The organism is Pseudonocardia acidicola (assembly GCF_012911935.1).
GTDB lineage: Bacteria > Actinomycetota > Actinomycetes > Mycobacteriales > Pseudonocardiaceae > Pseudonocardia > Pseudonocardia acidicola.
In genome coordinates, this window is sequence record NZ_JAAXLA010000001.1 from 217,696 (window position 1) to 228,753 (window position 11,058).

General features: G+C 74.2%; 13 protein-coding genes and 1 pseudogene. 5 read left to right on the forward strand and 9 right to left on the reverse strand.

Annotation, left to right across the window (positions count from 1 at the left end; translation table 11 throughout):
* Nucleotides 1-206: 206 nt before the first annotated feature.
* Nucleotides 207-428, forward strand: a complete 222-nt coding sequence (locus tag HF526_RS01015) for a hypothetical protein (protein WP_169379269.1) — start codon at nt 207-209, stop codon at nt 426-428.
* Nucleotides 429-447: 19 nt separating this feature from the next.
* On the opposite strand, the gene HF526_RS01020 is transcribed toward HF526_RS01015, so the two are convergent.
* The 3 genes and pseudogenes from HF526_RS01020 to HF526_RS37260 all read right to left on the reverse strand — a co-directional run.
* Complete coding sequence (locus HF526_RS01020; protein ID WP_169379270.1) at nt 448-2,181, reverse strand: alpha/beta hydrolase; 1,734 nt, start codon at nt 2,179-2,181, stop codon at nt 448-450.
* Between the two features lie 12 nt (nt 2,182-2,193).
* On the reverse strand, nt 2,194-2,859 hold the full coding sequence (locus HF526_RS36720) for a CPBP family intramembrane glutamic endopeptidase (RefSeq protein ID WP_338051204.1): 666 nt from the start codon (nt 2,857-2,859) through the stop codon (nt 2,194-2,196).
* A 354-nt stretch (nt 2,860-3,213) separates the two neighbouring features.
* Nucleotides 3,214-3,423: pseudogene (locus HF526_RS37260) on the reverse strand (baeRF2 domain-containing protein); the annotation flags it as partial.
* Nucleotides 3,424-3,464: 41 nt separating this feature from the next.
* On the opposite strand from HF526_RS37260, the gene HF526_RS01030 reads away from it, so the two are divergent.
* Nucleotides 3,465-3,671 carry a universal stress protein gene (locus HF526_RS01030; protein ID WP_239028129.1) on the forward strand — a complete coding sequence of 69 codons (207 nt, stop codon included), beginning with the start codon at nt 3,465-3,467 and terminating at the stop codon, nt 3,669-3,671.
* A 431-nt stretch (nt 3,672-4,102) separates the two neighbouring features.
* On the opposite strand, the gene HF526_RS01035 is transcribed toward HF526_RS01030, so the two are convergent.
* The 6 genes from HF526_RS01035 to HF526_RS01060 all read right to left on the reverse strand — a co-directional run bounded on the left by HF526_RS01035 (nt 4,103) and on the right by HF526_RS01060 (nt 8,581).
* On the reverse strand, nt 4,103-4,963 hold the full coding sequence (locus HF526_RS01035; protein ID WP_169379272.1) for a hypothetical protein: 861 nt from the start codon (nt 4,961-4,963) through the stop codon (nt 4,103-4,105).
* Nucleotides 4,964-5,196: 233 nt separating this feature from the next.
* A complete protein-coding gene (locus HF526_RS01040) occupies nt 5,197-5,418 on the reverse strand; it encodes a ferredoxin (RefSeq protein ID WP_169379273.1) in 222 nt (73 codons plus the stop codon).
* A gap of 1 nt (nt 5,419) precedes the next feature.
* Nucleotides 5,420-6,730 (reverse strand): NADH-ubiquinone oxidoreductase-F iron-sulfur binding region domain-containing protein, encoded by a 1,311-nt coding sequence (locus HF526_RS01045; protein WP_239028130.1) that lies wholly within the window; start codon nt 6,728-6,730, stop codon nt 5,420-5,422.
* Entirely contained in the window at nt 6,727-7,284 is a 558-nt protein-coding gene (locus HF526_RS01050; RefSeq protein WP_211176583.1) for a ferric reductase-like transmembrane domain-containing protein, read from the reverse strand. Before HF526_RS01050 ends, HF526_RS01045 begins: the two co-directional genes overlap by 4 nt.
* Nucleotides 7,284-8,231, reverse strand: a complete 948-nt coding sequence (locus HF526_RS01055) for an FAD:protein FMN transferase (RefSeq protein ID WP_169379274.1) — start codon at nt 8,229-8,231, stop codon at nt 7,284-7,286. The genes HF526_RS01050 and HF526_RS01055 overlap by 1 nt, the downstream gene beginning before the upstream one ends.
* Nucleotides 8,228-8,581, reverse strand: coding sequence for a hypothetical protein (locus HF526_RS01060; protein WP_169379275.1), 354 nt, complete (start codon nt 8,579-8,581; stop codon nt 8,228-8,230). The genes HF526_RS01055 and HF526_RS01060 overlap by 4 nt, the downstream gene beginning before the upstream one ends.
* A gap of 108 nt (nt 8,582-8,689) precedes the next feature.
* Here HF526_RS01060 and HF526_RS01065 point away from each other — a divergent pair, with 108 nt between their 5' ends.
* The 3 genes from HF526_RS01065 to HF526_RS34425 all read left to right on the forward strand — a co-directional run.
* The gene (locus HF526_RS01065; protein ID WP_420821571.1) at nt 8,690-9,397 is read left to right on the forward strand and encodes a response regulator transcription factor; all 708 of its coding nucleotides are present in this window, start codon (nt 8,690-8,692) and stop codon (nt 9,395-9,397) included.
* Nucleotides 9,394-10,638, forward strand: coding sequence for a sensor histidine kinase (locus HF526_RS01070; protein WP_169379276.1), 1,245 nt, complete (start codon nt 9,394-9,396; stop codon nt 10,636-10,638). Before HF526_RS01065 ends, HF526_RS01070 begins: the two co-directional genes overlap by 4 nt.
* A 235-nt stretch (nt 10,639-10,873) precedes the next feature.
* Nucleotides 10,874-11,058 (forward strand): hypothetical protein (locus HF526_RS34425; protein ID WP_211176585.1); only part of this gene is annotated, 185 nt, incomplete at its 3' end.

An 11,058-nucleotide genomic window follows, 5' to 3' on the forward strand; every position in this document is an offset into this window, starting at 1 on the left:
ACCACCGGGCGATGGCGCCACGTGGTCACCGGCCGGCCACGTCTGATGAAGGCCGAGCAGCCGGGTCATCCGACTACGCAATCGAAGTCGGGGGCACCCCTCCCGGGTGGACAGTGGAGAGGCGTGGCCGGTCGCGGATGTGGGGCCTTCCGCGGACAGTCGGGAGGGCCGATCGGCCCACTGCTTGTGCTGCTCGCCTTCCACTGGTGGCTGTTCCGCCGCTCCGGGGGGCGGCCGACCTGGCCGCCCCGGGGAACAGAGAGATCGTCACCTCCGGCGACGTCTTCGACGTGCTGGAGCGGATCCGGTTCGGTGCCGAGCGCAGCGTGGTGATGCCCGTCGAGCAGCGCCGCCGCACGGCCTACCACGAGGCCGGGACGCCCTGCTGGGCATGCCACAGCCGGGCGCCGGCCTCCCGTAGGCGCTGATGAGCCGGGCGTCGCCTGGTCACCGCGGGGATATCAGCGCCGCGGTGTTCGCGTCGGTCCAGCCGGGCGGGTGCAGGATGGCGGCCCAGGCGATCGGTACCTCGGCGCCGTAGTGGTGGCCGTGCCCGGGCGGGGGCTGCAGAGAGATGATCATGTCGCAGGTGATCTGCCAGAAGGTCACCAGCGGGTACCAGCGCACCGCAGGGACGACGTCGGGTCCGCGGGGCTCGGCGAGCCAGTCGGGTTCGGTCCAGATCAGTGCGGTCGACCACCAGACGATGGGATCCGAGGCGTGCTGGACGAAGACGGCCCGGGGGCTGGGCAGTGATCGGTCCGGGGCGCGCAGGTCGGCGGGTGTGGCGGCGAATCGCACGGTCTGCCCGTCGCCGTAGACAGGCAGGCGCTCCGGGCTGCCGGGGACGCGCTGGTCGGTGAGCTCGCGCCACAGGTCGGTGCTGTTGGGCGGGCCGACGAACAGGGCTCCCTGGGTGCGGGTGGTGAGGTCGGCGACGCCGGAGAAGGCGGCGCTGCCGCCGAAGGTGCCCAGGCTCTCGCCGCAGACGACCAGCCGTGGCCGGTGGTCCGGGGGCAGGTCGGCCCAGTAGCCGTAGACCTCGTCGAACAGGGTGCGGCCGGCCTGCCGGGCCCGGGTCCGGTCGACGATGAAGGAGATCCAGCTCGGCAGGTGGGAGTACTGCAGTGCGGCGATCGCGGTGTCGCCGCCGTACATGTATTCGAGGGGGTCGGCCAGCGTCGGGTCGATCGAGCCGGTGCCGGTGGTGGTGGCGACCGCCAGCAGCGGCCGGTCGAAGGCGCCGGTGCGTTTCAGCTCGGCGAGTACCAGCTCGGCCTGGCTGCGCAGGCTCGCTGCCGAACTCGCCCCGGCGTAGACGCGGATCGGGGCCACCGCGGGCCGGCCGGTCAGCTGCTCGATGTCGGAGACGGTGGGGCCGGAGGACACGAAGTCGCGCCCCGTCCGGCCCAGCGAGTTCCAGGAGACGAGCGAGCCGGGACCGCCCGAGCGCAGCGGCGAGGACGGCGGGAGCGCGCCGGCATCGGTGCGCCGGTCGACCGAGGAGAACGCGTGGTCGGCTGCCAGCACCAGCCCGTGGTAGAGGGCCCCGTTGAGCAGGACGACGACCAGGACGGTGATCAGGCCCGCGGCGAGCAGCCGGAGCGCCGGTACCGGGATGAACCGCCGCATGCGTCGCAAAACTGCGTTGTAGAGATCGCCGAACAGGCGGGCGAGCCCGATCAGCCCGGCGAACACGGCCGCCCCGATCGCGAACACCCCGAGGTAGAGATAGTGGCCCTGGGCCGGCATCGCGACGGCGCGCCGGACGTCGTTCTGCCAGGAGGCGCTCAGCCACAGCATGGCCGGCACCGCGATCACGGCGAACCCGGTGATGCCCCAGCGGACGCGGCGATGCGCTCGCGCCGGTAGGGACGGGACACCGGCCCGGCGTCCGACCTCGGTGACGGCGACGCCGATGGCGTAGCCGGCGGTGGCGCTCAGGCCCGACACCAGCCCCTGGAGCACCCAGGAACGGGGCAGCAGCGACGGCGTCAGCGAGCAGAGGAAGGCGAGCAGGGCGAACACCAGGCCGATGTGGTCCAGCCCGCGCAGGTAGCGGCGCAGCCGGGTGAACCGGCCCCGCGGCGGGGCGGCGTTCCCGCGCGCCGCAGCCACGGTGGGTGCCGGCGGTGCGCCCGCGGCCTCGATGGCTGGGCGGTCCGCGCTGGATGCGGGCATCGCGACCTCGATTCACCCGGCGAGGCGCCAGGCCACCAGGCCGAACAGGACACCGAGGGAGTTGGTAGCCCAGTGCATGCCGGCACTGGCCAGCACGCTGCCGCTGCGGCGGCGCAGCTCGCCGGCGACCGCCCCACCCAGTGCGGTGAAGGCCACCGTGGCGACCACGACGAGTGGGCGGCCCCCACCGCCGAGCACCGCCGAGACGCCCGGATTGGCTGCGGCCAGATGCAGCGACGGCAGGATGTGCCAGAGCCCGAACGCCACCGAGGTGGTGGCCAGCACCCGCCATCCGCGGGTGTGCCGGGCCAGCGCTGCCCACAGCACCGAGCGGAAGGCGATCTCCTCGAGCAGCACCGTGCCGATCGGGATGATCACCAATGCCGAGAGCAGCGCCCCGGACACGGGCAGGTGGTAGCGGGTGTCCAGAAAAGCCGATCGGCTCCCGGGCAGCAGCACTCCGATCAGGTAGGCGGCGGCGACGACAAGGCTCGCGCCGAGCCCCCAGTACGCCCCCGACCGCCACCGGTCCCGCCCGAGCCCCAACTGCGCCCAGCCCAGGCCGGTCAGCCGTGCCCACACCAGCAGGGCGCCCGCTGCCGCAGGCGCGAACCACCACCACGCCGGGGCCAGCACGTGCTGCACGACGTTGATCCCGGCCAGCACGGCGACGACCACCGCGCTCGCCCCGTCGCCGGGCAGTCGGCGGACCGGTGTCCCGATCGCCGCCGGTCGGGGTTCACGCCGCAGGGTCCTCCATGTTGCCGGGCTGGTGCGTACCGCCGCTGTCGGGGCTCGCCACCGTGGCACGACACGCGGGTGAGTGGGTGTCGTGGCGGACACGGCAGTCCCCCTGTGCGGCTCCGCCGCGGGCACGACGCGGCTTCGAACCAGTGTGCACCGATTCGCCGGTCGGCGTAACTCGACGGGACGAGGTGTCCGAGGGCCCGCAGAGGCACGGAGGTCCGCGGACGTGGGGACCGAGCGCCTCTGTCGACCAGTTCCTCCATGCTGAGTGTCCGGGCGAGCCGGCAGATGCTCGTCCAGGCACTTCGGCGCGCGCACGTCCCCGGCGAGGATCAGGAGCCGGATGGCGTGCCGGCGGATGTAGGGCGCAAGTACCTCGGCCACCCGGGTGGCGTTGTGCTCCCAGGAGTCCTCGGCCCGGTGGCGCCGACCTCGCCTGGCATACCGGGCCCTGCTCCAGAACCGACGGAGTCGCTTGACACCTGGGTCTCTCATCGAACCGTCTCGATGGGGACGTTCCTGTCACAGCGCACACCTTGGGGAAGCGAACCCTCGAGGTCGGAGGGGCGAAAAAACGCCCGGCGCTCGGGCTGGTCGACGCCGTCGAGGACGCGCAGCTGCTCGTGATCGGGAGTCCCCGCCGCGGCGAGCCACCCGGAATGCACCTGGGATCGGTCGTCTTGTGCATGCACCACGCGCCCTGCCCGGTCGTCGTCGTCCGGGGCCAACACGCGGGGCGCTGACACGGGTATCGACAGATCCGGACGGGTGCAGCGGTAGAGAACCCGACCACCCCCGCCCTGGTCAGGAAGCCGTCCCGAACCTCGTGAACCCGCCGGCGGATCCGACGGTGTCCCGGTCGTCGTACATGCCGTCGACTTCGGTCGACGGCTGTGGCCCGAGAGCGAGCGCGGATCACCCCCTGGGTACGGCGGCCGGCTGGCCCGCCACTCGCGGAGGGAATTCACGGTTGACCCGCTCGGCACGGGACAGCCTCCTCTGCGGTGGTGTGGACTTCCCGCCGGCGCGCTGGACGCGGTTGGGGAGTCGATGGCCCGAGCAGCCGGGCATCGAGCGGGCAAGAGGCTCATCTACGTGGCGGTAGCCCGTCGGCCCACTTCGGACAGCACCGTGCCAGCTCAGGCGGCGAAACGCGGCGGCCGAGCCGACGCGGTCAGCGTGCGGGTCGGTCGCGCCATGAGGCACGCAGTGCAACGGGGGCCATGTGCAGGACGGCCGCTCCGAGCGCGACCGAAGTGCCCACCACCCACGGGTCCGGGACGTGGGCGACGAGAGGAACCAGCGCGGTGGCCAGGGCCGGCGTGAGTGGCTCGGCCAGCACCGCGCAGAGTAGCGCCGCAACCGCGACCGCCACGGTTCCCGCGACCCATGCGGGCGGGATGACCGCGGCTGCCCCTGCCCCGACAACGCCCGCCGCTACGAGCAGCAGCCAGCGCCGAATACCGCTGCACAGCGGGCGGGCTCCGATGGTCACCCATTCGAAGCACGCAACGAGCAGCGGGGGCGCGACCACGAGCGGGCGAAGCCCGATCAAGCCGGCTGCGGCAATGCATCCCACCGCGCACACCCCGAAGACCCCCAGGACGGGTGTGCTCCACCGGGCGGCAGCCTGCGGTTGCGACGGCCGCGGCGCCGTCATGGCCAGAACGGCACAGAGCAGCAACACCGCGACCGGGTAGGGCCAGCCACGAATGTCGAAGAGCACGGGCAGAACGGCCGCCGATAGCGCCGGAGCCAGTTGGCAGCGCACCGCCTGAAGGAGCGCCACTCCGAGAACGAGCGCGAGGACGGCCAGAACCCAGCGCGGACCCGGCAGCCGCACGACCAACACACCCAGCAGGGCGCACGCGGGCGGGACCGTCGCGATCTGAACCCGGGATCTGAGCCACGCGGGCTTCTGCAGCACCCAGATGCCCAGCGCAAGCGCGATGCCCTCCGGGAACAACACGGCCGGCAGGTCGAAGACCTCCGCGGTCACCAGCATGGGAAGGGCGAGCAGGCACGGCAGCAGCATGCGGGCGCTGCCTGGGATCACCGGGAATCGCGGCGTGCGGGGATGTCCGGGCATGACGCGCAGGAGCCTAGCCTGCCTCGCCAGCGCGGGACTGTGGGCGAGCTCGCCGCGTCGCGGGACCTGCACTGGTCATCCGCGTCGTCAGCCGGCGCACGGCGCCCTGCCGGGACCCGTCCGGGCGGTGAGTGTGAGCAACCGGCCCCACTGACGAGGCGGGGCTTCGACGGCGCCGGTCAAGCCGACGTCCGTTGGAGCCGCAGCGCGAGCGTGGGGCAGATGGCGACCGTCCGGCGGGCCTGCGCCAGCAGCGCGGTGGGCACCGGGCCGGGGTCGGGCAGCGGGTAGCCCCACTCGTCGAGGTCGATGAGCTCGGGCAGCAGCTCGGCACACAGGCCGTGCCCGACGCAGGCGACCGGGTCGATCCGCAGCGTCGGTTCGCCGCCGTGTCCGGCCACCTCAGCGCCGTGCCGGGATCGGGAACAGCGGCGGGTCGCCCGCCCCGGGGCAGGGGCGTCCCTGCAGGTGGTCGTGCAGGTCGGCGGCGAACACCCGGAGAGCGCTCGCGGTGAGCCGGGCCGCTCCGTCGGGGTGGGCGCAGGCTCCGCGCCCGGGTATCACCTCGAGGCGTCGGTGCAGCCGCGCGAGTGCGGCGGGGGCGCTGCGGCGGCAGGCCACGATGTCGGTGAGGTCGGTGGCGATCGCGGGCAGCCCGAAGGTGCAGGGGCCGCACTGCTGCGCGGACTCGGCGGCCAGGTAGCGGAGCAGGTGCGCGGTCTGGGCGAGGCCGCAGGCGCCGGTGGGCAGGGCCAGCAGCACGGCGACCCCGAGGGCTGCTCCGGCGGTGCGCATGCCCTCATGGCTCAACGGCGCGTCCAGCGAGCGCGGGACCGGGAGCCAGCTTCCGGCGTAGCCGCCGGCCAGGACGGCTGGCACCGGCGTGGCCGGGCCACCCGCGCGCTGCAGAGCCGCACCGAGTGCGGTCCCGCCCGCGACCTCGTACACGCCGGGACGACGGACGGCGCCCCCGACCGTGACCAGCAGCGTTCCGGGTAGCTCCGGGGTGCCCGCGGCGCGGAACCAGCGGGCGCCGAAACGGGCGACGAGGGCCAGGTGGGCGAGGGTTTCGACGTTGTCGACCAGGGTCGGTCGCCCGTTGACCCCGCGCTCGGAGGGCCGTGGCGGGGTGCTGGTGGGGCGGGCGTCGCCGGTGTTGAGGAATCGGACGAGCGCCGACTCCTCGCTGGCGACGTACCGCGCGGGCACGGCGACCAGGCGGACCGGCACCGGATCGTCGCGTTCGGCGATCGCACCGGCCAGCGTGCTCAGCGCGGCGGCCCCGTCGTGCACGCAGACGACGGCCTCCGAGGCACCCAGTGCGTGTGCGGCCAGCACGGCGCCGTCGAGCACGAGGTGCGGGGCGAGGTCGAGGAGCGCGGCGTCCTTCGCGCTGGCCGGCTCGCCTTCGCAGCCGTTGGCCAGGACCACCGGCCGGCGACCGCTCGCGGCGGCCGCGAGCTTGCGCGCGGTGGGGAAGCCCGCGCCACCCCGTCCGCGCAGGCCCGCCGCGGTGACCTCGTCGATCAACCCGGTCGGCCGTCCGGGCCGGCCGGCCAGCGGCAGTGGACCGTAGCGGCGACGGTGCTCCGCGAGGTCGGCGGGTGCGCCCGTCTCGTGCCACCCGGCGAGCAGCCGCGGGCCGGTGGCGGGCAGGACCGGGGTTCCGGCCATCGCGGCGTACGTGGGCCCGGTCGTCGGCGGAGGATTCATCGCCTGATCACCTCGGCCCGGCCCGCCTCGGCTGCGGGTGCGGCGAGCACCCGCCAGAACAGCCCACCGGCGACCAGCACGACACACCCCACCGTCAGCCCCAACACCCACGGGGTCCGGATGTCCTGGCCGCCGATACCGAGCCCGTGGACGACCGCGACCGGCCAGCACGCGTAGCTGGCCCAGTGCGCCGCCCGCCAGGTCCGCAGCCCGATCCGGGTGCGCAGCAGGCTGGACACGACCAGCGCGATCAGCAGTTCGATGGCCACCACACCGAGCCCGAGCCAGAACGTCCGGTAGCTGGACGCGAACGGCACCACGGTGTCGATCCAGCGGATGCCCGCGTAGGGGTCGATCACCGCGGTGGACACGTGCACCGCGAGGAAGGCCAGCGTGATCAGCGACAGGTTGCGGTGCAACTGGGCCAGCACGAACCGGGGCCAGCCGGGCGCGGCGAAGCGCACCACACCGGTGATACCCAGCAGCATGGTGCCGGTCAGGAGCAGCAGCGCGACCAGCCCCGACGAGCGGCTGGCGTACCAGAGCGCCTGCATCAGCCGGTCCCCGCCCCGGCGGGCGCGCCGGCCGGCCACCCGGCCACCGTGCACACCCGGCCGCCGTCAGCGACCAACCGGGCGGGCAGGCCGCGCTCGGCCAGCCACCCCGGAGCGGACGCACCGAGCACCACCGACGCCGTGCTCGCGATGTTCGCATCGACACAGGACGCGGCCGCGACGCTGACGGCCCGCCAGCCGCCCGGCGCGGCACCGGTGCGGGGATCGACGATGTGGTGCACCACCTCGCCGCCACGCCGCCACCGGCGCCGGGTGGTCCCGGAGGTCGCCAGCCCGCCGGACACGATCGCGACCGTCTGGCCCCCGTCGGGGTCGGGACGGGTGTGGTCGTCACCGACCAGCACCCGCCAGCCGTCCGCCGGATGCGGGCCGGCGACGGCGAGGTCACCGCCCAGGCTCACCAGCACACCGCAGCCGGCCGTGTCGGCGATCCGTGCCGCCGCCCGGTCGGCCGCAAGCGCTTTCGCGGTGGCCCCGAGGTCGAGGGCGATTCCGCGGGGCAGCAGCACCTCACGGCGGCGCGGGTTCCAGCCGATCCGCCACCACCCCGGCGCCGGCAGCGGGACGACGGCCGGGCCGTCCACCGGCAGAGCTGCGAAGTCGCGGTCGTAGCCGATGGCCGCCATCGTGGTCCCGACGGTGGGATCGACCAGGCCGTCGGTGAGCTCAGCCGCGCGCAGCGCGGTGTCCAGGATCTCGGCGAGCAGCGGGCTCACCGGCACGGGGGATCCGGCGGTGCGTTCCAGCCCGCGGATCTCGGAATCGGCTCGGAACCGGCTGCAGGCCCGGTCGAGGTCGGCGAGGTGGGCACGCAGCACCGCCGCCGCCACGGGCGCGGCCGCAGGTTCGGTGACCAGCAGCACCGCCGTGGTCCCGATCGCCGGGAACCGCACCTCGGTCACGGTGTCGGCCACGGCAGCGGTCATGAGGCACCCGACAGGGCGTGCGAGCCGCCCCCGCGCGAGTGCCGCGGGACCACCACCGGGGGTTGCAGGCCCTGGTCACTCCCTTGTTGTCCGTCCTGGGGGGAGTACTGCGGAGCGGGGTACTGCGCCGCGTCCGGCGACCCTGCCTGCGCCCCCGGCGCGGGCCCCTGCTCCGGATCGGGGACGGTCGTGGTGGCAGCGGTCGACGCGGTGGCGGGGCCCTGCGCCAGCAGGGCGGCGATCACCGCCGCGGCCAGGCCACCGCCCGCAGCGGTCCAGCGTGTCACCTGGCCGACCCGGTGTCGGCCGCGTTCGCGGTCGGCCACCAGGGCCCGTTGGGAGCGATTCACGGCTCCAGCCTTCGCCGGATTTCTTGGAGAATCCTGGGACGGTGGGTGGCGCGGCGCTGTCGCGTCAGCCTCTGGCGGGGTGGGTCCGGGGGGACGAAGATGGCCGCCGTGGACGCGACCGCACAGGCGGTCACCGGCCGGGTTCGGCTGTTGCTCGTCGAGGACGAACCCGAGCTCAGCGCGATGCTCGCCGCTCTGTTCACCGACGAGGGCTACCGCGTCGATGTCGCTGCCGACGGCCAGCGCGGCCTGCACCTCGGGCTCACCCGGCACTACGACGTGATCGTTCTCGACCGCAGGCTACCGGCCATCGAGGGTCTCGATCTGATGGGCCGTTGGCGCCGCCACGGTGTCGTCACCCCGGTGCTGGTGCTCTCCGCGCTCGGCAGCCCGCCCGACCGGGTCGCCGGGCTCGACGCCGGCGCCGAGGACTACCTCGCCAAGCCCTTCGACGTCGACGAGCTGCTGGCCCGGCTGCGGGCACTGCGCCGCCGCCATCTCGACACCGCCCGGGTGCTGCCGGTCGGCGGCTACCGCCTCGACCTGGACACCCGCGAGGTCCTCCCGGAGCACGCCGGTGCGGGCACGGACCCGGTCCGGCTCTCGGGGCGGGAGTGCGAGCTGCTGGCCACGTTGGCCGTCCGGCCCGGGCAGGTGTTCAGCCGGGACAAGCTGCTCGCCGGCGTGTTCGCCGAGGCCGGGAGCCCGGTCGTCGTCGACACCTACGTGTACTACCTGCGGCGCAAGCTGGGCCGCGGCATCATCAGGACCGTGCGCGGCCGCGGCTACCAGCTGGGCCGGGACCCACGGCCATGACCCGGCCCCCCAACTCCGAATCCGCGTTGGTGCGCCGCGCGGCGCTCCGGCTCGGCCTGCAGGCCGCGCTGCTCGCCTCGATGATCGTCGTGCTGCTGTGCGCCGTGGCCGTGGCCGTGGTGGTCACGAGCCAGCAGCATGCAGCCACCGCGCTGCTCCATTCGGCTGTTGCCAGCGCCGACGACGTGATCGACCCACCCGCCGGTGCCTGGCTCGTCATGCGGAACCGGGCCGGGACGACGACCGTCAGTACGGGCCTGCCCACGGGGCTGCCCGACATCGGGGCCCTCGACAGAGTCGCCGCGAGCGGCGTCCCGGAATCCGCTTCGGTCCGTCTCCACGGAGTCGAGTACCGGATGGAGACGCTGCGCCAGCGCGACGGAACGGTCGTGCAGGGTGTGCTGGACCTCGCGGCCAACCACACCGAACGCGACCGGCTGATCGCCATGTTGTTGCTCTGCGGCGGCGTGGGCCTGCTCCTCGCCGCTGTGGCCGGGACCTGGTTGGGGTATCGGGCGCTGCGTCCGCTGTCGGCCGCCCTGGCTCTGCAGCGCCGGTTCGTCGCCGACGCCGGGCACGAGCTGCTCACCCCGGTGACCCTTCTCAACACCCGGGCTCAGCTGATCCGTCGGCGGCTGCACTCCCTGGAGACCGACAGCAAGGCCGACGCCGTGCTGCGCGACGTCGACGGTCTCGTCGCCGACAGCACCCGGCTCGGGGAGATCCTCGAAGACCTGCTGCTCGCCGCCGACCCGACCGCCGCGCGGGCCAGGCTGCCGGTGGACCTCACCGAGATCATCCGCGGGGTGCTCGCCGCGGCGGGCCCGGCGGCGGCCGAGCGGGGCATCGGGCTGACCGGGCCGCAAGCCGACACCCCACAGGTCCGGGTGCCCGGCTCGCCGGTCGCGCTGGGGCGTGCGGTCACCGCGCTTGTCGACAACGCGGTGCGCCACGCCATCCACGAGGTCACCGTGGCGGTGCACGCCGGCAACGGGCAGGTCGCGGTCGACGTCCTCGACGACGGCTCCGGCATAGACGCCGAGTCGGCACCCCGGCTGTTCGAGCGCTTCGCCTCCGGCGGCGCCGGCCCGACCGACGGCAGACGGCACTATGGGCTCGGCCTGGCCCTGGTCAGTGAGATCGCCGCGGCCCACGGCGGTCGAGTCGAACTCCTTGCGCGGCCCGGGCCCGGCGCCGCCCTGCGCATCCAGCTCCCGAGTAGTGGCGCTCACCACAGATGAACGTTCCCCGACGAGCCGTCGCCATCTGCCAGCCCACCAGCCCGGACGCGGTCCGTCACAGCTGGGGCGCCGGGACTGGGCCGACTAGGCCACTGAAGTGATGGTCCTTCCCCACGGCGGTGACGGCTCGTAACGTCCGACGCCGCGCGCCGTGGACCCGTGCCTCCCCACACGGTCGGCGCCGCCACAGCCCCGCCATGCGTGCTGGCCGTGGTCCACCCCCGAACGGAGCATCGTGAACCGAAGCCGGAACCGCCGCATCGCCGAGAGAAACGACGGCCGACGCCGCATCCGCCGCGCGAGCCAGGCCGTCGGCGCGGCCGCGGCCGTCCTGACCGGCGTGCTGGGCGTCAGCCTCGCCGACGGCACCGCCACGGCCAGGTCCGCGGACGCCGCGACCCCACCCTCCCCCGTCCCGGC

What these genes read in the sequence shown, in the direction of transcription:
- HF526_RS01020 (WP_169379270.1), bottom strand. Translation starts at nt 2,181, where the DNA reads ATGCCCGCATCCAGCGCGGACCGCCCAGCCATCGAGGCCGCGGGCGCA.
- HF526_RS01035 (WP_169379272.1), bottom strand. Translation starts at nt 4,963, where the DNA reads ATGCTGCTGCCGTGCCTGCTCGCCCTTCCCATGCTGGTGACCGCGGAG.
- HF526_RS01045 (WP_239028130.1), bottom strand. Translation starts at nt 6,730, where the DNA reads ATGAATCCTCCGCCGACGACCGGGCCCACGTACGCCGCGATGGCCGGA.
- HF526_RS01050 (WP_211176583.1), bottom strand. Translation starts at nt 7,284, where the DNA reads ATGCAGGCGCTCTGGTACGCCAGCCGCTCGTCGGGGCTGGTCGCGCTG.
- HF526_RS01055 (WP_169379274.1), bottom strand. Translation starts at nt 8,231, where the DNA reads ATGACCGCTGCCGTGGCCGACACCGTGACCGAGGTGCGGTTCCCGGCG.
- HF526_RS01070 (WP_169379276.1), top strand. Translation starts at nt 9,394, where the DNA reads ATGACCCGGCCCCCCAACTCCGAATCCGCGTTGGTGCGCCGCGCGGCG.